The sequence below is a fragment of the Aquabacterium sp. genome (assembly GCF_049274795.1).
Taxonomy (GTDB): Bacteria; Pseudomonadota; Gammaproteobacteria; order Burkholderiales; family Burkholderiaceae_C; genus Aquabacterium.
Genome location: NZ_JBASTH010000069.1, coordinates 20,332 through 43,928, shown reverse-complemented (window position 1 = coordinate 43,928; position 23,597 = coordinate 20,332). Strand labels below are relative to the sequence as shown.

Annotated in this window: 22 protein-coding genes, 1 tRNA gene and 1 pseudogene; 10 read left to right on the top strand and 14 right to left on the bottom strand. The window is 66.6% G+C overall.

Going from position 1 to position 23,597, the window contains the following annotated elements; all coding sequences use genetic code 11:
- On the top strand, nucleotides 1-308 hold a 308-nt coding region (locus WAQ08_RS10075; protein ID WP_422191438.1), incomplete at its 5' end, for a hypothetical protein.
- 75 nt (nucleotides 309-383) lie between these two features.
- On the opposite strand, the gene WAQ08_RS10070 is transcribed toward WAQ08_RS10075, so the two are convergent.
- The 3 genes from WAQ08_RS10070 to WAQ08_RS10060 form a co-directional block, all read right to left on the bottom strand.
- Nucleotides 384-2,153 (bottom strand): DUF6538 domain-containing protein, encoded by a 1,770-nt coding sequence (locus WAQ08_RS10070; RefSeq protein ID WP_422191437.1) that lies wholly within the window; start codon nucleotides 2,151-2,153, stop codon nucleotides 384-386.
- A 78-nt stretch (nucleotides 2,154-2,231) separates the two neighbouring features.
- Nucleotides 2,232-2,308: transfer RNA gene (locus tag WAQ08_RS10065), tRNA-Pro, on the bottom strand.
- 15 nt (nucleotides 2,309-2,323) lie between these two features.
- Entirely contained in the window at nucleotides 2,324-3,265 is a 942-nt protein-coding gene (locus tag WAQ08_RS10060) for a polyprenyl synthetase family protein (protein ID WP_422191440.1), read from the bottom strand.
- Between the two features lie 221 nt (nucleotides 3,266-3,486).
- Here WAQ08_RS10060 and WAQ08_RS10055 point away from each other — a divergent pair, with 221 nt between their 5' ends.
- Entirely contained in the window at nucleotides 3,487-4,812 is a 1,326-nt protein-coding gene (locus WAQ08_RS10055) for an FAD-dependent monooxygenase (protein ID WP_422191436.1), read from the top strand.
- A gap of 34 nt (nucleotides 4,813-4,846) precedes the next feature.
- Here the strand turns inward: WAQ08_RS10055 and WAQ08_RS10050 are convergent, their stop codons facing one another.
- Together WAQ08_RS10050 and WAQ08_RS10045 are read right to left on the bottom strand one after the other, a co-directional pair.
- Nucleotides 4,847-4,987 carry a hypothetical protein gene (locus WAQ08_RS10050; protein WP_422191435.1) on the bottom strand — a complete coding sequence of 47 codons (141 nt, stop codon included), beginning with the start codon at nucleotides 4,985-4,987 and terminating at the stop codon, nucleotides 4,847-4,849.
- 97 nt (nucleotides 4,988-5,084) lie between these two features.
- Nucleotides 5,085-5,417 carry a hypothetical protein gene (locus WAQ08_RS10045; protein ID WP_422191434.1) on the bottom strand — a complete coding sequence of 111 codons (333 nt, stop codon included), beginning with the start codon at nucleotides 5,415-5,417 and terminating at the stop codon, nucleotides 5,085-5,087.
- Nucleotides 5,418-5,501: 84 nt separating this feature from the next.
- Here WAQ08_RS10045 and WAQ08_RS10040 point away from each other — a divergent pair, with 84 nt between their 5' ends.
- Nucleotides 5,502-6,755, top strand: coding sequence for a glutamate-5-semialdehyde dehydrogenase (locus tag WAQ08_RS10040; protein ID WP_422191439.1), 1,254 nt, complete (start codon nucleotides 5,502-5,504; stop codon nucleotides 6,753-6,755).
- Between the two features lie 123 nt (nucleotides 6,756-6,878).
- A pseudogene (locus WAQ08_RS10035) lies at nucleotides 6,879-7,074 on the top strand (sulfite exporter TauE/SafE family protein); the annotation flags it as partial.
- Between the two features lie 19 nt (nucleotides 7,075-7,093).
- Here WAQ08_RS10035 and WAQ08_RS10030 read toward each other — a convergent pair.
- Nucleotides 7,094-8,284, bottom strand: a complete 1,191-nt coding sequence (locus WAQ08_RS10030; protein WP_422191433.1) for an SMP-30/gluconolactonase/LRE family protein — start codon at nucleotides 8,282-8,284, stop codon at nucleotides 7,094-7,096.
- 138 nt (nucleotides 8,285-8,422) lie between these two features.
- Between WAQ08_RS10030 and WAQ08_RS10025 the strand changes: the two genes are divergently transcribed.
- Nucleotides 8,423-8,671, top strand: coding sequence for a DUF2061 domain-containing protein (locus WAQ08_RS10025; RefSeq protein WP_422191432.1), 249 nt, complete (start codon nucleotides 8,423-8,425; stop codon nucleotides 8,669-8,671).
- A gap of 59 nt (nucleotides 8,672-8,730) precedes the next feature.
- Here the strand turns inward: WAQ08_RS10025 and WAQ08_RS10020 are convergent, their stop codons facing one another.
- Nucleotides 8,731-9,507 carry a ferredoxin--NADP reductase gene (locus tag WAQ08_RS10020; protein WP_422191431.1) on the bottom strand — a complete coding sequence of 259 codons (777 nt, stop codon included), beginning with the start codon at nucleotides 9,505-9,507 and terminating at the stop codon, nucleotides 8,731-8,733.
- A gap of 170 nt (nucleotides 9,508-9,677) precedes the next feature.
- On the opposite strand from WAQ08_RS10020, the gene queC reads away from it, so the two are divergent.
- The 3 genes from queC to WAQ08_RS10005 are packed head-to-tail and all read left to right on the top strand — an operon-like array spanning nucleotide 9,678 to nucleotide 13,078.
- Entirely contained in the window at nucleotides 9,678-10,463 is a 786-nt protein-coding gene (gene queC, locus WAQ08_RS10015) for a 7-cyano-7-deazaguanine synthase QueC (RefSeq protein ID WP_422191430.1), read from the top strand.
- A 34-nt stretch (nucleotides 10,464-10,497) separates the two neighbouring features.
- Nucleotides 10,498-11,091 (top strand): LemA family protein, encoded by a 594-nt coding sequence (locus WAQ08_RS10010; protein WP_422191429.1) that lies wholly within the window; start codon nucleotides 10,498-10,500, stop codon nucleotides 11,089-11,091.
- 34 nt (nucleotides 11,092-11,125) lie between these two features.
- Complete coding sequence (locus WAQ08_RS10005) at nucleotides 11,126-13,078, top strand: M48 family metalloprotease (RefSeq protein WP_422191428.1); 1,953 nt, start codon at nucleotides 11,126-11,128, stop codon at nucleotides 13,076-13,078.
- Nucleotides 13,079-13,094: 16 nt separating this feature from the next.
- Here the strand turns inward: WAQ08_RS10005 and WAQ08_RS10000 are convergent, their stop codons facing one another.
- From WAQ08_RS10000 to WAQ08_RS09980, 5 genes are all read right to left on the bottom strand, one after another.
- Entirely contained in the window at nucleotides 13,095-13,820 is a 726-nt protein-coding gene (locus WAQ08_RS10000; protein ID WP_422191427.1) for a chalcone isomerase family protein, read from the bottom strand.
- Between the two features lie 15 nt (nucleotides 13,821-13,835).
- Nucleotides 13,836-14,915: a SphA family protein gene (locus WAQ08_RS09995; protein WP_422191426.1), complete on the bottom strand. Its 1,080-nt coding sequence runs from the start codon at nucleotides 14,913-14,915 to the stop codon at nucleotides 13,836-13,838.
- A 188-nt stretch (nucleotides 14,916-15,103) separates the two neighbouring features.
- Nucleotides 15,104-15,373 carry an HPr family phosphocarrier protein gene (locus WAQ08_RS09990; protein ID WP_125245392.1) on the bottom strand — a complete coding sequence of 90 codons (270 nt, stop codon included), beginning with the start codon at nucleotides 15,371-15,373 and terminating at the stop codon, nucleotides 15,104-15,106.
- Nucleotides 15,342-15,800 carry a PTS sugar transporter subunit IIA gene (locus tag WAQ08_RS09985; protein ID WP_422191425.1) on the bottom strand — a complete coding sequence of 153 codons (459 nt, stop codon included), beginning with the start codon at nucleotides 15,798-15,800 and terminating at the stop codon, nucleotides 15,342-15,344. Before WAQ08_RS09985 ends, WAQ08_RS09990 begins: the two co-directional genes overlap by 32 nt.
- A gap of 21 nt (nucleotides 15,801-15,821) precedes the next feature.
- Nucleotides 15,822-16,436: a hypothetical protein gene (locus tag WAQ08_RS09980; RefSeq protein ID WP_422191424.1), complete on the bottom strand. Its 615-nt coding sequence runs from the start codon at nucleotides 16,434-16,436 to the stop codon at nucleotides 15,822-15,824.
- A gap of 198 nt (nucleotides 16,437-16,634) precedes the next feature.
- Between WAQ08_RS09980 and WAQ08_RS09975 the strand changes: the two genes are divergently transcribed.
- Entirely contained in the window at nucleotides 16,635-17,747 is a 1,113-nt protein-coding gene (locus WAQ08_RS09975) for a hypothetical protein (protein ID WP_422191423.1), read from the top strand.
- Nucleotides 17,748-17,792: 45 nt separating this feature from the next.
- Here WAQ08_RS09975 and WAQ08_RS09970 read toward each other — a convergent pair whose 3' ends face one another.
- Nucleotides 17,793-18,314, bottom strand: a complete 522-nt coding sequence (locus tag WAQ08_RS09970) for a TlpA disulfide reductase family protein (protein WP_422191422.1) — start codon at nucleotides 18,312-18,314, stop codon at nucleotides 17,793-17,795.
- 34 nt (nucleotides 18,315-18,348) lie between these two features.
- Between WAQ08_RS09970 and WAQ08_RS09965 the strand changes: the two genes are divergently transcribed.
- Entirely contained in the window at nucleotides 18,349-19,035 is a 687-nt protein-coding gene (locus WAQ08_RS09965) for a DUF4197 domain-containing protein (protein ID WP_422191421.1), read from the top strand.
- Here the strand turns inward: WAQ08_RS09965 and WAQ08_RS09960 are convergent.
- A complete protein-coding gene (locus tag WAQ08_RS09960) occupies nucleotides 19,010-23,461 on the bottom strand; it encodes a YhdP family protein (protein WP_422191420.1) in 4,452 nt (1,483 codons plus the stop codon). The genes WAQ08_RS09965 and WAQ08_RS09960 overlap by 26 nt on opposite strands.
- Between the last annotated feature and the right edge of the window lie 136 nt (nucleotides 23,462-23,597).

Genomic DNA, 23,597 nt, shown 5'->3' with positions numbered 1-23,597 from the left:
ACAAGACCAAAGCAGCTTCTGCAAAGTGGGCCAGCAGTGTCCAATGCTGTGAACCTGGACTGAAGGAGCTAGCCATGGTCACTGCGCACACGACGGATCAAGCTGTCCATCAACGCACACTGAAGGGTCAAAGGGCTGCTGCGATGCAGTCGCCCGAACTGGACGTTGAACACGCCAGACTGCTGCGGCTCTTCAATGGGTTCACACCCACCGAGTTCCTTGTGGAAAGAGCTGGGGAGTTCTCCCCTCAGGCGCAGCTAATCGCCGATGAGTTGGAGCGCAGTGGCTTGATTCAGCGGGTTCACTGACGGGCGATAACAGAGCCCCAGGATGGCCTGCATGGCTCACCAGTACAGCTTCTTGCGGTAGCAGCATCGGTGTGCCTACGCTGCTCGCTTCTGTTCTCGGGGCTTCGTAGTCAGAACGCCAGCCACAACAGGCGGCGGCGCCCAGCCCTCAGGCGGAAACACGCGCGGCAGCGTTAGTCCTTCATGGTGGACTGCTTCAGCCACGTCCAGGAGGTCGGCGGGTTCGGGATGGCTATAGGTCGTATCCGCATCCCCGCCTGTTTGTTTGTGGCCAGTGTAGGCATTGATGTTGAAGGGGTAGACCTTCTTGCGCTTCAGCATCGTCTCGATGGTGTGGCGGAACGAGTGGAAGGTGTTCTCTGGTCCCCACTTGTGGGCGGCCTTGAGCTTGGAGAACCAAGTAGCGAAGGGCCCGCCCGCATTGTTCAGCGCGGACACAGGCGCCATCGGGAATAGCCGTTGATGGCCTGCCTGCTGCATCCTCTCGGCGTACTCGGACAAGCCCAGGCGGACCAGCTCTTGATGCATGGGAATGACACGCTTGGACGGGCTGTTCTTTACGGACTGCCAGTCGTGCTCATCCATGATCGAGATGCACCACAGGTTCCCATCCTTGCGGATGTCGGAGACCAGGAGTTGAGCCAGTTCGGTAACCCGGGCACCTGTGTATGCCCCGAGGATGGGAATCCAGTACGCGGCGTCAAGGCCCGCTGTCCGCACGTTGGGCAGTTCGTAGGCCTGGAACAGCGGGGCAGCGAACAGCGCGTTCAGCTTGTCGGCCTTGATGGGCTTGCGCACGTTGACGCGCTCCCTTGAGCCTTCAATCTTGATGCTGGCCCATGGGTTGACCGTGATCCGCTGCTGCTCCTGCATCTCGAAGCGGATGAGGCGGGACACGTAGCCCAGTCGGTCGGCTGCAGTCTTCGGTGATTGGCCTTGAGCCAGTAGCCAGTCACGGAACTTCAAGCCGTCCAGGCGCGTTAGCTTCAATAGGGGAGGGTCCCCGCAGACCGTTTCAAACTGGCCCACGATGCGCTCGGCGGTGTCGATGGTCTTGGGGGTGGGGCGCTTGCCCTTGACCTTCCAAAGCTCCAGCACGTCCCGCAGCTTGAGGAGGTGCGCGGGCTTCTCGGCGGGGCTCAGGTTAGCGCCAGCGCTTTGCGTGATTGAGTCGGGTAGCTCGGGCTTGGCCGGGGTCTCTACCACTTCGCCCTGGTCACGCTTCTTGCGGCCTGCCAGTGTCTTTGCCATGGCCTGTCCCCAGGCATACAAGGCCCGGCGCTGTTCTGCTTCATCCTCGGGCAAGTCCAGGCCGTGAACGCTTAGGTTCTCCTCTATGCGTTCCTTGAGGCCCGCGAGGTTCCTGCCTGCCACTGCATCGGCAACCACGGTGCCAAAGGGCTGACCCATGCCGAACTCAGGGGACTCCTCCAGGTCACGCCACCATGGCAGACCCTCTATCCGCAGCTCCTCGTCTTCGTCCAGCATGCGGTGGGCGACTGCGGAGGCTACGGCCTTGACTTCGTCCAGGGTGGCGGTGCGGTAGGTCCTTGCGGTCTCGGGGGAGGGCGCTGGTGGACTCAGGGCTCGGCCTTGGCGGTGCCGCTCCTCCAGAAACTTGGCCTGCCAGTGCGCTCCAAGCTGGGCGACGCGGACATCGGCTTGCGCTCGGTTGATGTCCCCGAGGGCTTCCGTGTGTTCCTTCTTCCCGAAGGTCTGCTGAAGGTCGTCAGGGATGCGGAGGCGGAAGTAATGCCGTCCGTTCTTGATGACCAGATAGGGGGTTCTCTTTGGCACCGTAGACACGTCCCGATTGTCCCACAGGCCCGATTGAGAGGAGCCCATGTGGGAAGGATTGTGGGAAGGTCAATGGGAGAGAACCCATTAGGCATCGGTATCTAGGGCCGACGCCTGGGGAATTCCTGGTCGGGGTGAGAGGATTCGAACCTCCGGCCTCTACGTCCCGAACGTAGCGCTCTACCAGGCTAAGCTACACCCCGTTCTGTGCTGCTGGCTCAGGTCGAGCGCCGCACCGAATGAATCGACAATTGTAGCAGGGAATCCTTGTAGATCGACTCTGGCAGACAGGCGATCAGTGCCTGTGCCTGTGCGGCTTGGGCTTCGGCGGCCTCGCGCGTGGCGTCCAGCGCGCCGGTGGCCCGCACCACCTCCACGATCTCGGGCATGCGCTCGACCTCGCCGTGCTCGATGGCGTGGCGGATCATTTCGCGCTGTTCGGGCGTGCCGCGCTGCATGGCCAGCAGCAGGGGCAGGGTGGGCTTGCCTTCGCGCAGGTCGTCGCCGATGTTTTTGCCCAGCTCGGCGGTCGTGCCTTCGTAGTCCAGCAGATCGTCGATCAACTGGAAGGCGCTGCCCACCGCACGGCCAAATGCCGCGCAGGCGTTTTCGATGTCGGCCGGGGCATCGGACACCACGGCGCCCAGGCGCGCGCTGGCTTCGAACAGCTTGCCGGTCTTGTACTCGATCACGCGCATGTAGTCGTCCACCGTGATGTCGGGGGCGTGCATGTTCATGAGTTGCAGCACCTCGCCCTCGGCGATGATGTTGGTGGCATCGGCCAGCACTTCCATCACCTTGTAGCGGCCGGTCGACACCATCATCTGGAAGGAGCGCGAGTACAGGAAATCGCCCACCAGCACGCTGGCGGCGTTGCCGAACATCGCGTTGGCCGTCTTGCGTCCGCGCCGCAGCGACGATTCATCGACCACGTCGTCGTGCAGCAGCGTGGAGGTGTGGATGAACTCCACCACTGCTGCGAGTTCGTGGCGCTGGTTGCTATCGCAACCCAGCGCGCGGGCCACCAGCAGCAGCAGCAGCGGGCGCACGCGCTTGCCGCCAGCGTTGACGATGTAGTGCGAGATTTGGTTGACCAGAGCGACCTGCGAGCTCAACCGGCGGTGGATGACCGCGTCCACCTCGGCCATTTCTGGGGCCATCAGGCTGCGGTAGTCGACGGTGGTGGCGGTGGCGGATGAAGACACTCAGCGATCCCAGGGAAAGAGGGCAGAAAGAGGGCAATGACGCGGCGGATTATAGAAAGCCTTGGTGACCAGGGGGCTGTTCCCGACGCCAGGGCTGGTTGACACAGCGCATGGGGCAGCCGACATCAGTATCGGGGGACAATGGCCCTCCGCGCTCAAGACCGGATCTTTTGCCCATGAACGACCACGCCGCAGACCAGACGAGCCCCTCATCTTCCCCCCGCGTGGCCGGGCCGCTGCTGCGCCTGGCCGTGATCGGTGCGGGGCCTGCCGGCCTGGCGCTGGCCTTGCAGGCGGCGCGCCTGCTGCCGGAGGCGGCCATCACCGTGTTCGATGCCCGCCCGGCGGAGCGGGACGTGTCGGGTGACCCTCGCACGCTGGCGCTGTCTTTGGGCAGCGTGCAGTTCCTGTCGCAACTGGGGCTGTGGGGCCGCATCGAGGCCACCGGCAAGGTGGCCCCCATCCATGAGGTGCACGTGTCGCAGCAGCAGCCCACGGTGCTGTGGCCGGGGCGCGAGCAGCCCCGCGTGGGCATCACCTCGCGGGAGCAGGGCGTGGCGCAACTGGGCGCGGTATTGAGCTACGGCACCCTGGTGGCCCCCTTGCAAGCTGCGTGGGAAGCCGCCGTGGCAGCCCACCCCGCGCGCCTGACCATGCGTTTCGGCACCCCTGTGAAGGGGCTCAAGCCCGTGGAGGGCGGTGTGGAGGTGGATGCCGACATCGCCGACGTGTTCGACCTGGCCGTGGTGGCCGAGGGCGGGGTCTTCGCCGACCAGCCCTCGCTGAATTGGCCCGAAGGATTGAGCCGCGACTACGAGCAGACCGCCTGGGTGGGGCAGGTGTTGCTGGATCCGCAATCGCCCGCCGGTGTGGCCTATGAGCGCTTCACGCCCTCCGGGCCGGCGGCCTTGCTGCCCCTGCCGGATGGCGCGGTGAGCGCGGATGGCCCCTCGGGGCGCCGCGCTGCCCTGGTGTGGTGCGTGCAGCGTGCGGATGATCCGGTGCAGGCGCTGGACCCGGCGCAGCGCCTGGCCCTGCTCAACACGATCTTTCCGGAGAAGGTGGGACGCATCCGCCAGGTTTCGCCGCTCAAAGCCTTCCCGCTGGGGCTCAACGCCCATCGGCGCCTGGTGAGCGATGGCGTGGTCGCCCGCATCGGCAATGCGGCCCAGACGCTGCACCCCGTGGCCGGGCAGGGCCTGAACCTGGGCCTGCGTGATGTGCATTCCTTGCTGGAGGCCTTGCGCGATACCTTGCCTGCTCTCGCATCAGCCTCGCTGGTGGAGCGGCGGGCCCTGGTCAAGCGTGCGCTGGGCCGTTTTGAGCGCCGCCGCCAGCCTGATCGCCTGGCGCTGATCGCAGGCACGGATTTCCTGGCGCGCAGCTTCACCTACTCGGCGCCGGTGCTGGCCACCCTGCGCGGGCTGGGCTTGGGGCTGATGCAGATGGCGACACCGGCCCGCAATGGGCTGGCCCGTCTGATGATGTTCGGGCACCGCTGAAGTTGGCGCACCGGGCGGTGCGCTGGGGCTCAGTTCAGTGCGCCAGCGCGGTCAGCGTGCCTTGGGCACCGTAGGGGTGAGAGGGGGAGGGTATGTCCGCCAGGTGGGCTTGCACGCCATACAGGGCCCAGGCCGTCATCGCGGCAAACAGGGTGTTCTGGAGCAGCTTGCGCATCACGGTCTCCTCTTTCGCCGTTTGTGTGGTCCATCGTAGGCAAGTGCCTGGATTGCATGGTCTGAAAAACCCTCTGTCGTGGCGATTTCTCAACGGTTCAGGGCATGAACTGTTGGTTCTGGTTCGGGGCGGCCTCGATTTCCAGGCTGGCGTCGCAACCGCTGCCCGCCGAGATCCAGCGCGCGGCCCAGCGGTGCCAGGCCTTGCGCCACAGCCCCGCGCCCCGCTGGCCGGCCAGCATCAACCCGCAGCGGTAGCGGTGGTCTGCCTCCACCCACACCAGGGCTTTGCAAGCGCCGTGCCGCTTGCGGCTCACCAGCATGCCCACCGGGCAGGGCTCGACCAGGCAGCACACCCCGCAGCCATTGCAGGGCTGGCCGGCGGCCGGCTTGGCCGGTGCCTCGTGGTGAATGTGGATGACCTGGTGCATGAGCGCTTGCGGTTTGAGACAATGATGGGCATGAACACCGCCACCCAATCCCCTGAAAACACGGCCGAAGGCGTCGAGTCCGTGATGAACCGCCTGGGCCAGGCCGCGCGCGCGGCCGCCACCGTGATGGCGGCATCGTCCACGGCGGCTCGCAACGATGCCCTGCTGGCGCTGGCGGCGCGCATCCGATCCGAGGCTGACACGCTCAAGGCGCGCAACGCCATCGACATCCAGGCGACCGAGGCCAATGGCCTGTCGGCCCCCATGGTGGACCGTCTGCGCCTGACTGACAAGGTCATCGAGACCATGGCCCAAAGCTGCGAGCAGGTGGCGGCTTTGCCGGATCCCGTCGGCGAGATGATCAACCTGCGCCGCCGCCCAACCGGCATCACCGTGGGCCAGATGCGCGTGCCCATCGGCGTGTTCGGCATGATCTTTGAGAGCCGCCCCAACGTCACCATCGAGGCGGCCTCGCTGGCCATCAAGAGCGGCAACGGCTGCATCTTGCGCGGCGGCTCCGAGGCCATCGAATCGAACAAGGCACTGTGGGCGCTGGTGCAGGCTGCCCTGGCGGATGTGGGCCTGCCCAGCGACGGCGTGCAACTGGTGCCCACCACCGACCGCGCCGCCGTCGGCCGCCTGATCGCCATGCCCGAGTACGTGGACGTGATCATCCCGCGCGGCGGCAAGGGCCTGATCGAGCGCATCAGCAACGAGGCTCGCGTGCCCGTGATCAAGCACCTCGATGGCAACTGCCACACCTATGTCGATGCCGAGGTCGATCTGGCGCTGGCCGTGAAGGTGGCGGACAACGCCAAGACGCAGAAGTACAGCCCCTGCAACGCCACCGAATCGCTGCTGGTGCACGTGGCCCAGGCGGCTGCCTTCCTGCCGCTGATCGGCAAAGTGTTCGCAGGCAAAGGCGTGGAGATGCGCGCCGATGCCCGCGCCAAGGCCATCCTGGCCGATGTGCCGGGCGCCCAGGTAGTCGAGGCCACCGAGCAGGATTGGTACGAGGAGTACCTGGCCCCCGTGATCGCCGTGAAGGTGGTCGATTCGCTGGACGAGGCCATCGCGCACATCAACAAGTACGGCTCGCACCACACGGATTCGATCCTGACCACCAACCACCCCAACGGCATGCGCTTCATCCGCGAGGTGGATTCGGCCAGCGTGATGATCAACGCGTCCACGCGTTTCGCCGATGGCTTCGAGTACGGCCTGGGCGCCGAGATCGGCATCAGCACGGACAAGTTCCATGCGCGTGGCCCGGTGGGCCTGGAGGGCCTGACCTCGCTGAAGTTCGTGGTGCTGGGCCAGGGCGAGGTTCGCGGCTGACTCCCTTCGGCTGAGCTCTCATGCTTGATCTCACGGCCGGCAACGTCGGCCTGGCAATACGCCCGCAGGGCGCAGTTGCCCTCACGGCGCCTGATGGGTGCCATGGTGGCGGCGCTGCTGGGGGCCGCACTGGCCATGTTTATCCCGAACGGGCACGTAGTCTGGGCGCTGGCGCTGCCCATGGCCGTGGCCAATGTGCTGGGCAGCACGCTGGGCACCCGGCTGGCCCTGCCATGGCTCGGGTTTCGTGCGGGTGGTGTTCTTGGTCGTGGTGGGGGCCTTGATCCTCAAGACCGCGTGGGATGCCTGGGGCGCTTAGCCCCCAGGCTGGACAGGGCTCAGGGCGCTGCAGGCCCCTTGTAGGGCATCCACCCGATGCCATTGGCGTGCAGGCTCTGCACGTAGAGCTTGCCGTGCAGCTCGGTGGCCGCCGTGGTCTCGGGGTAGCCGCCGGCCGGATCCTGCAGATCGTCCACGATGCGGCCTTCTTCATCGAAGGCGACGATGTGGCCATAGGCCTTGGGCACGGGCCACAGAAAGCGCGGCAGCCGCAGCGTGAACGAGCGGATCCAGGGCTTGTCGGCTGCCATGTCCACGATGAGGCTGCGCGGCTTGGTCAGGCCGGTCCAGATGCGGCCGTTCTCGCCACGCGTGAGGTTGTCAGGGAAGCCCGGCAGGTTGTCGATCAGCACCTTGGCCGCACTCTGGTCCAGCGCGTTCTTGAGCGTGGGCACGTTGGTCATGCCGTCTGACGAGCGGGCCACCGACAGGCGCGCCAGGTCGATCTTGAGGATGCGGTAGCTGCCTGTCTCGGCCAGGAACAGCGATTTGCCATCCTTGGAGAAGGCCAGACCGTTGGGGAAGCACAGGCCGCTGAGCGCCACCCGGGCACGGGTGGACACCGGGTCATAGACCAGCAGGCGGCCGGTGCAGCTGTGCTCCAGGATGTCCAGTACGCTGGCCTCCAGGGTGCCGCCATCGGCCTTGGCGCTGAAGCGCCGCGAGGCGTCCGTCACCCACACGGCGCCACGGATGTCCACGGCCACCCCGTCGGCATAGCGGACGGGGTCATTGGGCATGGGCATGTCGATCGTGCTCAGCAGCGTCTTGACGGGGGGCTTGGCCTCGCCGCCCAGGGTGATCGACTGCAGGCCGTTGACGGCATCCGCGATGTAGAGCGTCTGCCCGTCGAGCGAGACATCCAGGCCCAGGGGGCGCCCGCCGGTGTTGGCCAGCACGGTGGCCTGCCCCTCGGGCGACATGCGCACGATGTCGCCGTTCTTGGTGGCGGTGTAGATCTGGCCGTTGTAGGCCAGGATGTGTTCAGGCCCTTCCTGGCCCGGCCCCAGCGGCCATTGCTGCAGGCCCGCCAGGCGGGTGTTGCTGGCATGGGCGCCGGTGTGGCCCTGGTCGGCCGGGGTGCTCCAGGGCACCGGCTGGACCGAAATAGGCCAGAAGAACAGGTAGGCCAGCACGGCCACCAGCGGTGTCAGCCAGGTCAGCACGAAGCGGCCGAGCAGGCGGGACACGCCCCGTTGCCGCCGCCGAGGGTTGTTCATAGGATTTTTATATTGCATCTATTTTTCTAATTGCATTGCTCAATAGATGCTGAAACTCCACAATGAGAACCATTCTCCCTGCGGCAACCCAGAACAAGGAGTCGGATCATGGCCAAAACAGCAACCTTCGGCGTCATGCACGTGATCACGGCGTTCTCTGTCACCTATGCCTTGACGGGCAGTGTCAGCATCGCGGGCATCGTGACCTTTGTCGAACCGCTGGTCAACACGGTGATGCACTACTTCTTCGACAAGTACTGGGATCACCCCAGGGTGAAAACCCTGCGCGGCATGGTGGCTGATTTGGTGGCGCGTCGCGCGCCGGTGGTTGCCGAGTCGGCCAGCCAGGTGGCCTGAGCGCCTTCCCAGGCGCGGCCACCGGCAGCGACGGGGCGCAGGCCCCGTCGTTCATGCGCTTACTTCTCGACGAAGGCGCGTTCGATCACGTAGTCGCCCGGCTCGCCCTGCGAGGGGGAGATGTGGAAGCCGCGTGCGTCCAGGATCTTGCACAGGTCCGTCAGCATGGACGGGCTGCCGCACATCATGGCGCGGTCGGTGGCGGGGTTCAGCGGGGGCAGGCCGATGTCTTCAGCCATCTTGCCGTTCTCGATCAGATCGGTCAGGCGGCCCTGGTTGCGGAACTCTTCGCGGGTGACCAGCGGGTAGTAGATCAGCTTGTCGCGCACCAGCTCGCCCAGCAGCTCGTGGTCGGGCAGATCCTGGCTGATGAAGTCGTGATAGGCCAGCTCGCTCTTGTAGCGCACGCCGTGCACCATCACCACCTTGTCGAACTTCTCGTAGGTGTACGGATCCTGGATGATGCTCATGAAGGGCGCCAGGCCGGTGCCCGTGCCGAACAGGTACAGGTTGACGGCGGGCTTGAGGTCGTCGACCACCAGCGTGCCCACGGCCTTGCGGCTGACCAGGATCTTGTCGCCCACCTGCAGGTGCTGCAGGCGCGAGGTGAGGGGGCCGTCCTGCACCTTGATGCTCAGGAACTCGAGGTTCTCTTCGTAGTTGGCGCTGGCCACGGAGTAGGCGCGCATCAGCGGCTTGCCGTTGACCTCCAGGCCGATCATCACGAAGTGGCCGCTGGCGAAGCGCAGGGCAGGGTCGCGCGTCGTCTTGAAACTGAACAGTGTGTCGTTCCAGTGGTGCACGTGGGTGACGGTTTCGTGATTGAACGCGGCCATGTTGGCGGTACCTCAGCTAATCCTGACGAAAACCCTAGATTCTCGCTCAGAACGCGAACTATTCAAAATGCTCAAGCTGCCGACCCCGTGTTTTCGGGGCTTTGCCCGGCATAAGGTATGTTGAAATTCGAATAAGGGCCGCATCTGCTGCCGGCCCATGATGTTTGTCCATGACCTCCCCTGTTGCTCCCTCCGCCGGCCCCTCGTCTGCGTCGCCCGCCGCCGATGCCGCGCAACTGACTGATCTTGACCCGCGCACCGCCCTGGTGGTGTTTTCCGGTGGGCAGGATTCCACCGCTTGCCTGGCCTGGGCGCTCGAGCGCTACACGCATGTGGAGACGGTTGGCTTCGACTATGGCCAGCGCCACCGCGTCGAGCTGCATTGCCGCGGCCGTGTGCGCTCCGAGATCTCGCGCGAGTTTCCCCACTGGGCGCCGCGCCTGGGCAGTGATCATCTACTTGACCTGCGCCTGCTGGGTCAGTTGTCCGACACGGCCCTGACCGAGGCCCGCGCCATCTCCATGCAGGCCAACGGCCTGCCCAACACCTTCGTGCCTGGGCGTAACCTGCTGTTCCTGAACTTCGCTGCTGCGCTGGCCTACCGCCGGGGCGCTTCGGTGCTGGTGGGCGGCATGTGCGAGACCGACTACTCCGGCTACCCGGATTGCCGCGACAACACGCTCAAGGCCTTGCAGGTCGCCATCAGCCTGGGCATGGACACGCCCATGACCATCGAGACGCCGCTGATGTGGCTGACCAAGGCGCAGACCTGGGCCCTGTCCGATGAGCTGGGCGGCGAGGCCTTGACCTGGATCGTCAAGGAGCACACCCACACCTGCTACCTGGGTGACCGTAGCGTGCGGCATGCCTGGGGTTATGGCTGCGGCCAGTGCCCCGCCTGCGTGTTGCGGCGCGAAGGCTTCGATGCCTGGGAGGCGTCGCGCATTGGGGCATGATGGAGCCCTCTCGACACCACAAGGGGATGCGGCCATGAGCCTCACGCAGATCATCACGCTGGCGGTGCTGGGCCTGTTGATCTTCTGGGCGGTCGGCGCCTACAACCGGCTGGTGCGCCTGCGCAATGCCATCACCAATGCCTTCGCGCAGATCGATGTGCAGCTCAAGCGCCGGCACGACCTGATCCCCAACCTGGTGGATGTGGCCCGCAAGTACCTCGAGCATGAGCGCGAGACGCTGGAGCGCGTCACCGCTGCCCGCAACCAGGCCATCGCGGCAGCGGATCTGGTGCGCGCCCGCCCGGGCCAGCCCGGGCCGGTCAAGAGCCTGGGCCTGGCCGAAGAGGTGCTGGCCACGGCCATGAGGGGCTTCAACGCCGTGGTCGAGTCCTACCCCGAGATCAAGGCCGACGAAACCCTGCAGCGCCTGAGCGAAGAGCTCACGCACACCGAGAACAAGGTGGCCTTCGCGCGCCAGTTGTTCAACGATGCCACGCTGGACTACAACAACGCGGCCCAGCAGTTCCCCGCCAATGTGGTGGCGGGCGTGTTCGGGTTTCGTGAGCTGCCGATGCTGCAGGCCACGGCCAGCGAGGCCGAGCGTGCGCCGGTCAAGGTCAGCCTCTGACCTGCTGATGCCCTTGCCCTGACGCAGGCCCTCCATGCGCTTTTGGCAACAACAGGCCCAGGCCCGTGACCAGACCTGGCGTCTGCTGCTGTGGTTCACCTTGCTGGTGCTGGTGCTGGTGGTGGCTGTCAACGCGGTGCTGGCGCTGGTCTACCGCCTGGTGATGCCTTTCAGCACCGGCTGGCCACAGCTGTTCTTCGAGACCAACACCGCCGTGGTGCTGATGTTCGTGGTCGGCGGTGCCTGGATGGAGGCCTGGCGCCTGCGCGATGGGGGCGGTGTGCGCGTGGCGCACTGGATGGGGGGTGTCGAGGTGCAGGATGATGGCGATGCCCTCAAGCGCCGCCTGCTCAACGTGATCGACGAGATGGCGCTGGCCTCCGGCCAGCCTTTGCCACGCGTGTTCATCCTGCCGCGGGAGAGCGCCATCAACGCCTTTGTTGCCGGTTGGTCACCTGATACGTCGGCGCTGTGCGTGACGCAGGGCGCGCTGGACCGCCTGACCCGGGCCGAGCTGCAGGGCCTGGTCGCGCACGAGTTCGGGCACCTGGCCGAAGGCGATGGCCGCCTGAGCATGCGCCTGCTGGCGCTGGTCTGGGGCCTGTCGTTGGTGCATGGCTGGGGGCGCCACCTCATGAGCGCCGATGAGAACGGCCGTGTGCACGCCTTGCCCTGGCTGGTGGGCTCGGTGGTGGCCGCCGTGGGCTGGCTGGGCTGGCTCTGCGGGCGCCTGCTGCAGGCTGCGGTGTCGCGCCAACGTGAGTTTTTGGCCGATGCCCGGGCGGTTCAGTTCACGCGCGCCAAGGACGGATTGGGACAGGTGTTGCGCAAGGTGCTGCATGAGCAGCAGACCCATGCCGATCGGCTCATCCACCCACAGGCCGATGCACTGGCTTTTCTGTGGCTGAGTGCGCCCGGGTGGGCGGCCCGGCTGGCATCGCACCCGCCGCTGCCCGAGCGCATCCGGCGCATCTACGGCACGGTGCGCGCCTCGCTGCCATCGATGCGGGATGCGGGGCACCAGGGCTTGTCCACCGAGCCCCGGCACGTGCCGGCCGGGGCCTTGGCGGCACATGGCGGTGGTGCGCTGTCACCCCATACCGCACCGGGCTCCTTGCCCTACAGTCTGCCGCCAAGCACCTTGCCGCCCCCGACCGCCTCGACAACGCCGCGCTTGTTGCCCGACGTGGCCACGCGGGACATCCTGGCGCGCATGCGCCTGCTGGCCGGGCCCACGCAGCAGCGGGTGGCCATCCTGGCCTTGCTGATGCGGCCCGACAACGAGGCCGAGCAACGTTTCTGGGGCCAATCCACGCGGGATTTGCATGGCGCGGCCCAGATCCTGGCCGATGTGCAGGCCTTGCCCGTGGCCTACCGCCTGCCCGAGTTCGAGCGCATGCTGGCGCAGATGGCCTATGAGCCGTTGGCCCGTCGGCGTGAACTGGTGGTGGCCTGCCGCGAGCTCCTGCGCGCTGATGGCAAGGTGTCACCCCGTGATCGTCTGTGGTGGCTGGCCTTGCGGCACCGCATGGGTGAGGTCAGCAGCACCACCGGGGCCTTCATGCGGCCGGTCACAGGGCAGGGGCGTGACCTGACCCAGCTCGAAGCCGATGAGCGTGATCACGTGGCCCGCTTCAGCGCCTACCTGGCGCGGATGCTGCCCGTGCAGTCCGAGGGAGGTGAGCCCACTGCAGCAGGTCTGGCCTGGTACCGCAGCGTGATGGCGCGTTGCCATCTGCCGGGCACACCCTGGCCGCCGTGCGAGCCGCCCGATGCGGATGCGCTCATGCACGCCCTGGCTGGGGTGCAGGAGCTGTCGTGGGTGATGCGCCCGCAACTGGTGCGTGCCTGGGTGGAAGAGGCCCTGAACCACAGTCCCGGAGGGCTGATGAGCATGGACACGGCCGATGCCTTGCGCCTGGCTGCGGGGTTGCTGGACACCCCCTTGCCGCCAGCGCTGGCGGCCCACTATCCCAAAGTGCCTTGAGAAGGGCGCTCAGGGCTCAGGGCTCAGGGCTTGGGTTGACGGTGCCGCCACCCACGCGGTTCATCTTGGTCAGGCCCAGCAGGCCATTGCGCAGTTCGGCCGGTGCGTGCTGGCCGATGTACATGCGCAAATAGATCTGGTAGGCCAGCTCGTTGTTGATGGCCATCGGGTCATTGGCATGGTCGCCGGTGAGCTGCTTGCCGTTGTGCGTGGCCATCCAGCCGCGTCCAGGCACCCAGTCCAGGTTGACCACATCGCCCTTGACCACGCGCTTGACGTTCGCGTAGGCCGAGCCGATCTGGCCGATCACGTCGATGAGCTTCTTGAACTCTTCGTCGGTGGCCACCTGCTTGAAGTCGGCGATGAATATGCGCGAGATGGTTGACGATGTGAACTCGCGCAGGATGTTGAGCTGGATGCGGCGCAGCCCGTCGAGCTTCATCACCGCTTCGGCCGTGGTGCGCTTTTCGGGCAGGTACAGGGCCGTCACGTCGGCCTTGAAGTAGCCCCGCTTGCGCAGGCCAATGCCATTGAGCACCAGCTTCTTGCCGTAGGCGGTGATGGATTCTTCGATCTCGATGCCCTCGAGCTCGACGGCGGCCTTGACCTCCGGCGTCCACAGCACGAAGGCGCTGGCCGCCGTGCCGGCCACGAAGGCGCGCCGTGAGATCAGCAACTGCTCAGCAGCATCCAGGCTGCTGTTGGTGAGGGCCGTATCGACCCTGTTGAGAGGATCCGACATGAGGCACCTCCGTGCTCACAGCCCAAAAGGCTTGGAGATGGTCAGCCAGTAGGCCGTGCCCTCGGTGCGGTTGCGCGAACCGAACTCGCGCAGCAGCTTGCCCTCGATCATCATCTCGCCGCCGTTCTTGATCCAGGCCAGGGCGGGGCCCAGGGCGTAGGTGCGCATGCGGCTGCCGTCTGCGGCATCGATGGCGGCTTGGGCTGCGGCATTGTCGCTGGAGTCATCCGAGATCTGTCGCACCACGTAGCCCTGCAGCCCCAGGCGCACGTCTTCGGTGACGAACTTCATCAGCTGGAAGTCCAGGTTGAACATGTTGCCGCTCTTGTAGTCGGTGTCCTTGTTGCGCGTGTTGAAGGACAGCACGGCACGCGCGCCCACGTCCCAGCCGTCACCGATGTAGCCGTACTGCACCGAGGGGCGGAAGGTGTAGAAGTTGCCGAAGCCCGCATTGACGGGTTCAGCCTTGTTGTAGTTGCCGGTGGGGAACACCACCGTGGGGGCGAAACTGATGGACTGGTTATCACCCAGTTCCCAGTGCAGCACAGGAGAGAGTTCGAGGTCACCGAAGCCGAAGGCGTCGTCGTTGGTCTGCGACTTGATGCGATCACTCACGGTATTGCGAATGCCCGTGGCCGTCGGCTCGGACACGGGTACGCCAAGCGCTACGCGCGGGTCGAAGGAGTTCTGCCGCTTGATGACGGGCAGCATGGCCGTGAAGCCGAGGTTGGCGCCAAAGACCTGGGTGGTGCTGAGGTAGGTGATCCGGTTCAGCGCGGCGTACACATCGGCACGCACGTGGTCGAACTTGGCCGTGTAAGGCACGTTGCCCACGGGGGTGGCGGTGGTGCCTGCCAGGGCGGCATCCTTGCCATCGTTGCCCTTGAGCTTGGTGGCGTGGTAATTAATGATGGCCACTTGCCCATACCAGCCCGGCACCAGCAGCGAGGTCATGTCGCTGCCACCCACGCCCGGCGAATAGCGCTGCCCGCGGCCTTCGGCGGCGATGGCGGACGATGAGGCGGCGGCCATGACGGCGGCAGCGACCAGCAGCGTGAGGGGCATGCTCTGGAGACGGGCGGACTTCGACTTCATGGGTTTCCTCTGCGTGGACGTAGATAAGGCGACATCGGCAGATGGCGCACTGAATTGAAGCGAAACGCTAGTTTGCGCCCGTAAATTCATGGAAAACCATGGGAAATCAGCCACCCGAGGGATAGCAGGGGGCGTTTTGTGGCAGCCGTGCAACGACCGGATGCAGGCCGTCAAATAGACGACGTGGTTTATTCGCCTTCGCCGAACTTGTCGTTGATCAGGGCCAGGATGGCCTTGGAGGCGTCTTCCTCGCGATCACCTTCGCATTCGAGTTCGATGGCGGTGCCCACGCCGGCGGCCAGCATCATCACGCCCATGATGCTCTTGGCATTGACGCGGCGGTCATTGCGGCTGAGGTGCACCTCGCAGGGAAAGCTGCTGGCCAGCTTGGTGAGCTTGGCCGAGGCGCGGGCATGCAGGCCCAGCTTATTGCTGATGGTGACGGTGGTCTTGATCATGGGTCGGATGGATGGCCTGGTTCTGGGGGCGCGAGGACGCGATCTGCATCACACCCTGGGTGCCGCCCGCCAGCGCCCGCGTGATCAGGGTTTCAAGGGGTTCGTGGGCGTAGTTCATGGCGCGCCACAGCATGGGCACGTTGGCGCCAGTGATCACCTTGACCTGCACGCCATCGGCCAGGCGCTGCACCACATTGCAGGGCGTGGCGCCGAACACGTCGGTCAGCACCAGGGCTTCGTGGCGGGGGTCGGTGTCCTGGGCGCGGGCCAGCAGCACGCGGGCCTGGGCTTCGATCTCTTCCAGTGTCAGGCCGGGCAGCACATCCAGGGTTTCGATGCGCTCGGCCGCTTCGGCAAAGGTGTGCCGTGCCGCCAGTTTCAGGGCGGACGCCAGCGGCGCGTGGGCGATGATCAACAAACCAGGCATACCGGGCGGATTATCTGCCTGTCAGCGCGGAAAGTTGAAGCCCTGTTCAAAGGCCTCAATGGCGGGGTCGTGAACTTGCAACGCCCCTTGTGCTTTGTCTTTCCAGACACTGGCCTGGAAGGCTGTCAATCCGCGGGCGAAGGACCAACTCATCACCTGCACGCTCTGCACCTGGTTCAAGGGGGTGGGGCGCGCACCGGCCAGCAGCCATTGGCGGGCGCCGGCATGGCTGTCCGCCCCCTGGATGCGGGCTGCGCCGAGGGCTTCCTGGCGTGCCTGGGCAGGCTGGGCCGTCGACAGATTGCGCCACAGCGCCTCGTCCAGCGCGGGCAGGGCCTGGGTGAGGCGCTGGGGGGAGCCGGCGTCCATGTGGCTCAGGGCCCAGCGCAGGCCCCCGGCTTCGCACGAGAGCACGTGCATGCGCACCGGGCCACCAGGCAGGCCGGGCACGGCCAGCTGGCGTGTGCTTTCATCGGGCTTGCAGGGGAACAGGGCGACCAGGCCCTGGGCGTCGGCCGGTTTGATCTCGCGCCAGTTCAGCGAAGGGGTGCACGCCAGCAGCCCCAGCAGCCCCAGCAGCCCAGGCAGGCCCAAGAGCAGGGCGTTCCACCTGCGGCGTATCAGGACATCGGGCATGGTCGGGGGCAGGTGGTGGGTGCGGGGCAGGACGGTGGATCGCTCCAAGGGATTTCACCCGGCCGTGGGATGGACACGCAGGGTAAAACCCGTAATATCACATGCAAAGGTTAGGGGTATTCAATGAACTATGTCACTTTGCCATCGTCGGCAGAGGGGCCCGCGTTCGCGCAGGCATCATCCGCGCCGGCAGAGGGCATGGTCGACGTCGTCACCTGGCAGCGCACCCAGGCCGATCTGATGCGCTTTCAGGAACTGGTGGCCCAGGTGGGGCGGGAACTGGCCGAGCCGCTCACCGCTGCGCTGGAGCGCGTCAACGCCCTCATGAGCACGGGCCGCATCGACCGGGCCGGGCTGAAATCCCTGCTGTCCGAGATGGACCGCGCCCGCCAGGCCGGTATCTGGTGTCAGCAGATCTCGCGCTTGTCGTCGGGCCGGGCCCGGCAATCGCACGAACGCGTGCACCTGACCAACACCGTGCAGAGCGTGCTGGCGCACCGCGCGCGCGAGCTGCAGGGCCGCGGCGTGCAGGTGGTGCAGACCATGGCGCCGGTGGAGGTGCTGGCCGATGCGCCGATGCTGTTCTCGCTGCTCAACGGCCTGGTGGATTGGTGGCTCGCCTGTGCGCACGGCACGATCGAGTTGCGCGTAGACATCAAGCCCTGGCCGGCACATGGCCAGCTTGATATCCGGTTGAACCACCGTCCTGCCGATCTGTCCGATGGCCTGCAGGGCGGCGAGGTGCCGTCGGCGGTCAATGGCCTCACGTGGCACCTGATTGACCAGATCGCCCAGTCCATGGGGCTCAAGCTGGAGCGGCAGGTGGAGGCGGTCAGCCTGAGCTTGTCGCTGGAGTTCCCGCACACGATCAACCCCTTGCTGGCGCCTGACCCGGTCGATGAGCCGGACCAGGGTTTCGCCACGTCGCTCAACTCCAAGCCGCTGGCGGGCAGCCACATCCTGGTGGTGGCTGCGCGGCGCGATCTGCGCCTGCTGGTGCGCGAGGCCGTCAAGTCCATGGGCCTGATCGTCGACTTCGTGTCGTCGGTGGGCGAGGCCACGCAGTTCTGCCGTGAGGCGTTGCCGCACGCCATCATCTTCGAATCGTCGCTGCGCGGGCAGCGGCTGGATCAACTGGTGGCCGGCATCCGCCAGGAAGTGCCTGATTTCGTGCTGCTGGAAGTGCTCGATGAAGGCAGCGCCTTCGACATCTCCACCATCAGCCCCACCGGGGTGGCGCGTGTAGGTCGCGAGGCCATCCTGACCTCGCTGCCGTCGGCGCTGGTTTATGAGTTGGCGCGGGTGATGTGATCCTCAGGGGGGATCACCCAGGGTGATCCAGGGCTGCGGTGGCGTTCAGGCCGCCAGCAGCTTCTCGATCAGGGCGTGCAGGGCCTTGAAATCGGGCTCGCCGATGTAGCGCTTGACCACCTGGCCATTCTTGTCCACCACGAAGGTGGTGGGCGTGAGCTGCACGGGGCCGAAGGCGTTGGCGATCTCGCCGGTGTGGTCCATGGCCACGCGGAAGGGCAGTTCGCGGCTCTGGGCGAACTGCATCACGTAGGCGGGTGGGTCGTACTGCATGGCCACGGCCACGGTCTCCAGGCCCTGGCCCTTGTAGCGCTGGTGCGTGGCCACGATCTCGGGCATTTCCTTGACGCAGGTGGTGCAGCTGGTGGCCCAGAAGTTGATCAGCGCCACCTTGCCCTTGAAGTCGGTGAAGCGGTGTTGGCTGCCGTCGAGCTGCGTGAAAGACACGTCCGGTACACTGGCCTGCCCCCCCTCGGAGCACCCCGCCAAGGCCCAGCCCAGGCCTGCCGTGGCCGTGGTCAGCAGCAGTTGCCGGCGGGAGAGCGGGGTGGCAAGGTCAGGGGTCATGGCTGGGTCGTGGTCCATAAAGCGGAGATCAAACATGCAGCGTCGTATCGTATTGTCGTCGGTCGTGGTCCTGGGGGGCGCAGGCCTCGCACCATGGGCCAGGGCGGCAGTCGGGTTCACATCCAGTGAGGGCACGCAGGCCCTGCGGGTGGCGCTCGAGAAGGGCGCCCAGGTCGCCGTGAGTGAGTTGGGCCGGGTCGATGGATTCCTGGGCAACGACAAAGTTCGCATTCCGCTGCCGTCAGTGCTGGAAAACGCCGCCCCCCTGCTCAAGACGCTGGGGCGAGGCAAGCAGCTCGAAGAACTGCAGACCACCATGAACCGCGCCGCCGAGCAGGCCGTGCCGCTGGCCCTGCCGCTGCTCAAGTCGGCGATCAAGTCCATGTCGGTGTCCGATGCGCAGCAGATCCTGTCCGGGGGCGATACCTCCGTGACCGAGTTCTTCGCGGGCAAGACGCGCGAGCCGCTGTCCGTGCAGTTCCTGCCCATCGTGAGCAAGGCCACGGAGCGCCTGTCGCTCACCAAGCGCTACAACGAGCTGGCCGGCAAGGCGGCGGGCATGGGGCTGCTCAAGGGCGATCAGGCCAATGTGCAGCAGTACGTCACGGGCAAGGCGCTCGACGGCCTGTTCCTGATGATCGGCGAGCAGGAAAAGAAGATCCGCCAGGATCCGGTGGGTACCGGCAGCGCCATCCTCAAGAAGGTGTTCGGCTCGCTTTGACGTCCTCGCCCGTGCCGGCCCCCTGGCGGGGCGCGGCAGGGGGATCTTCCGTGGCCAGGGCGGGCACGGTAGTGCGGGGCACGCGCTCGACCTGCGGATCAGCCCAGGTGCCGGTCACGGTGAACTCGCGCGTGGTGGCTTCCACCACCGTCTTGCGCAGTAGCACCTGCGCGATGAAGGTGCCCAGGCCGATGGCGGGGTTGATCGCGGCGTAGGCCAGCGAGGCCGCGCCTGCGTTGAGCTCCGGCACCACGAACACGCGCAGGTTCTGGGTCTCGTGGGCCAGATCAGCCTGGCCTTCCATCAGCACCAGGGCCTGCACGCCGCGCATGCGCAGGTTGCGTGTCTGGGCCACGCCATTGGTGATCTTGGCGTCGCCGTCGATGCGGTCAAAAGCGAAGCCCGACTGGAACACGTCGCGGAAATCCAGCGCCAGGCGCCGGGGCAGCGATTGCAGGCTCAGCACGCCCAGCAGCTTGGCCACGCCCGGTTCGGCTTTCAGGAACTGGCCTTCATTGATGGTCAGGTTGATGTCGCCGTTCATCGTGGCTGCATGCGGTTCGAGGGGCGAGCCCAACCAGGAAACCTGCCCTGTCAGCCGGCCCTTGCCGCCGCGCAGGGTCTGCGGCATGTCCAGCCGGTTGAGCAGCGCACCGGCGTTGTTCAGCTCCAGCGTGAAGTTGAAGGCGGCCCGCTGGCGCGTCTTGCGCGCGCTTCTGGCGTCTGGCTGCTGCTGTTGCTGCTGTGCGCCCAGGGCCGTCCAGTTGCCCGTGGCGTTGAACTGCGCATCGGCATTGCCCAGGCGGAACTTGGTCATGCGCCACTCGGGCAGGGAGGGTGATCCCGGCGTGCTGATCATGCGGTTGACGGCATCGACCTCCAGCTTGCCCAGCGCCATGCCGCGCCAGTCGAATTGGTCGATGACGATGTCCAGCGCGGGCACGCTGGTGGTGTCGCTGTCCAGCAGGTCGTTGCCGGCCTGGACTTCGATGGCGTCGGCTTCCGATTCGGGTATCTGCAGCCGGCTCAAGCGGGCGACGATGCGGTTGCTTGTCACCGGGCCCGCGGCCGTGCCGGGCGCATCAGGCCTGATCTCGACCTGGCCGGCCACTTGGGGTGCATCGATCTGCGCGCGCCACACGGCGGGTGCCGGATGGCTCAGCACCAGGGAGACATCCTTGAGGGTGCGCTTGCGCCACTGAAGGGCGCCAGTCTTGAGGGTGAGAGTGTCGGGCAGGTAGCTGTCCATCGGGTCGCTGCCGCGCACCGGCGGGCTCGATGCGCCAGTGGCAGGATCTCTGCGCAACTGTTCGCCCACGGCCTGCCAGGCGTCCAGGTCCAGTTGCGGCAGGGCCACGCGGGCAGTGATGCCGGATGCCGGTATGGGCAGGTTGGGCGGTGATGCGCCTTGCGTCACGCTGATCAGCCCGCGCTGTACTGTCGGGATGGCTTGGCCATCCAGGGCGCGTCGCAACTCGGCCTTGGCGGTCACGGGGCCGGCCAGGTCCAGCAGCAGGGTGTCGGTCTTGCCGTCGGGGTCGTCGGAGCGGTGCACCAGCTTGAGCGGCCAGGCGGCGTCGGCAGGCTTGGTGAGCGGGGCGGGCAGGTTCAGGGCCAGGCCCTGCAAGGTGCTGCTGACCTGCAGTTCCGGTCGAGCGGAGAAGCCCGATGCGTTGTTGGCGGAGCCTGCCCCGGCGGTACGGGTGCGGTTCAGGGCGATGGACACGGTGACCGGTGTCTGCCCGGACATGCGCTGAGCCGCGCGGGCCAGCGCGGGCCATTCGGTGGCGCCGCGCATGCCTTCGGCGCTGATCAGGCCGCTGGCCACGAAGCGTGGCACGCCCTGGGCGTCGCGCGAGCCGTTGATCTGGATCTCCTGCCCCCAGACCTTCGCGCGCCCGTCCACCTTGAGGGTGTCCTGCGTGAACTGCACGCGCCCGCGCACGCCGTGCATCCAGGGCGCTTGTGGGGCCAGGCGCAGCGAGGTCTGGTCCTGCTCGGTCATCTGCACATCGCCCTGCACGATGGTCTTGTCGACATCGTTGAGCGGGATGTCCAGCATCAGGCGCAGGCTGCCGCGCCCGCTGCTTTGCGCGTCTTCGAGCATCTGCCCTGTCCATTGGCCCAGCGGCGACACGGCCATGAAGCGCAGCAGATCGGCCATGGGGCCTTTGCCCTCGCCCTGGATGCTGAGCTTGGGGTGATCGCTGCCCAGGTCGTCAATGCGGCCGCTGACCTTGTGCAGCGCGAAGCTGCCGCTGCCGACGTCGGTGAGCGTGGCGGTGGCGTTCTCGATGCGCATGCCGTGGCCTTCGAACAGCAGGGTGCCGTTGAGCTGCTGGAAGGCGGGCCAGTAGGGGGCGGCCGCGGTGGCGCCTGGCGCGGGCCTGTTGCCAGGCACGTAATCCAGGGTGGCGTCCTTCACGGGCACGGCGATGCGGAACTTGCCGCCCTGGTTGTCCTTGAAGGGGAAATGCCACAGATCGCCGCGGACTTCGAACTGCACGTTCTCGCCGATGCCACCTTTCACGGCATCGCGCACGTAGTGCCGCGCATCGGTGTTGACGCTGGCTGGCAGGTAGCGCCACACGCGGTTGCCCTGGGCCTGTTGCAACGTACCCTTGAGGTCGAGGTTGCCTGGGTAGCGCCCCCCATCGCCCACGTCGTCACCGGCACCGGTGCGCCAGGTGGCGCGCAGGGTGCCGCGCACGTCGGCATTGGCAAAGCTGGCCTGGGGCACTTCCAGTGCCACGGCGGGGGGCTGGCCGGCCTTGCCGGGGGTGATGCGCCAGCTCACATCGGCCTGCAGGGTGTCCAGCGGGATGCGGGGCTCTTCGAAGGCGCCCGGGAACTCGGACCAGCCATCCTTGATGGCCAGCTTGGCTTCGCCACCGCCTTCGGTGGCTTTGAACTCGACATCCGCACCGCCGACACCGGGGTGCTGGCCCGAAGCCTGCCAGCTCAAGTCGCGCATCCGCCCTTGGGCCTGGTAGCGCAGGGGTGCATCGGCCGGGCCGTCCCAGCTCAGGGTGAGTTGTTCGGCGATGCCCTGGGGCGCCCATTCGTCAAGCTGTTGGCGCAGCGAGGCGGCCAGCGGGAGCCGGTCGGCCAGCCGGGCCAGCAGCGCCAGGTCCATGCGGTCGGTGTCGAACTGGCCCTTCAGGGTGCGCTTCCAGGCCTCGCCCTGCAGTTCTGGCAACAGAGGCTGCGGGGTGCCGGGGCGGGCCGCTGCGGCCGCGGCATGTTGCCACTGCAGGCGGGCCTGGCTGGCCGGCCAGGTTAGGCCATCGTCCATCGTGAAGCGCAGTGCCTGCCAGCTCAGTGTGGTCTGCGTGGGCTCATGCAGGGCGGTGACCTGCCCGGCGATCTGCTTGAACGCCAGGGGTTCAAGCCCGCGGGCCAGGCGCAGGGCCACGGCCTGCAGCTCCGCGTCGATCGCGACCTCGCGGGGCTGCCCTTGCTTGAACGCCGCCTTGACGGCCAGCCGGCCCCGGCCGCCTTGCACATCGAAGGGCAGGGTGGCGTGGCGCTTGAGGCTTTGCACGTCCACGTGCGGCAGGCTCACGGCCACCAGGCCGGACCAGTTGTGCCAGTCGCCCGCACGCGTGGGCTGGCCGAACCAGCGCACCCACCAGGGGGGCTCCGGCTCACCGGGCTGGCCCACCTGGCGTGACCAGCGGGGCTGGGTGATGTCGGCGCGGGCCTCGAAGCGCTGCCCGAAGGCCTGCGGCGGCGTGGCTGACAGGCGCCATTCGTGCACGCGGCGGGCCAGGCCGGGGCGGCTGTGCAGGCTCAGGTCCACCTGGCTCAATTGCAGGGGCTCGGCCTGGAGCAGTTCATCCGTCCAGGTGATGCTGCCCTGGTCGATGCGGATCAGGCGCTGATCCAGCAGCCAGTCGATGGCCTGGCTGCCTTCGGGCCCCGTGCGTTGCGGGTCGAGCGTGAGCCCCGCCACGTGCAGCAGGCCCTTGACGTCGCGGCGCACCGCCAGTTGCGGCTGGCTCAGCACCAGGCGGTCCACATGCAGTTCACGCCGCCACAGCGAGCTGGGCCACAGGCTGCTGGGTGACAGCCGTACGATCACGCGCGGCAGGCGCAAGGCATCCCGCCCTTGAGGGTCTATGAGGCGGATGTCTTCCAGTGTCAATTCGGGCCACCACCCCTGCGCCTGGCCGGAGACGCTGCCAATCTTCACGGGCACCCCCAGCGTCGACGTGGCCTGTTGTGCCAGTGGTTCACGCCACTGGTCGATTTTGGGCACAATTTGAGTCAGCAGGATCCACCAGGATGCCACTGCCAGGGCCACCAGGCCGGCCGATGCGATCAGGATCCACCGAAGCGCTCGAAGCCACCTGTTGCGCCGGGGCGCCTGGTCAGGCCGTTCAACGGAGATTTCGCGGTCAGCCGCAGGAATGTTATTGGTCATGGAACAGCGACATCATCGGTCAAGCCCGGACGCCGGCATGCAAGACAAGGCACTGGCCATGCGGGTTACAGCCCGTCGGTTCGACAGCCGATAACCCTAGCACAGAGCTGTTGCTGTCTTATGCATCTACGTAATG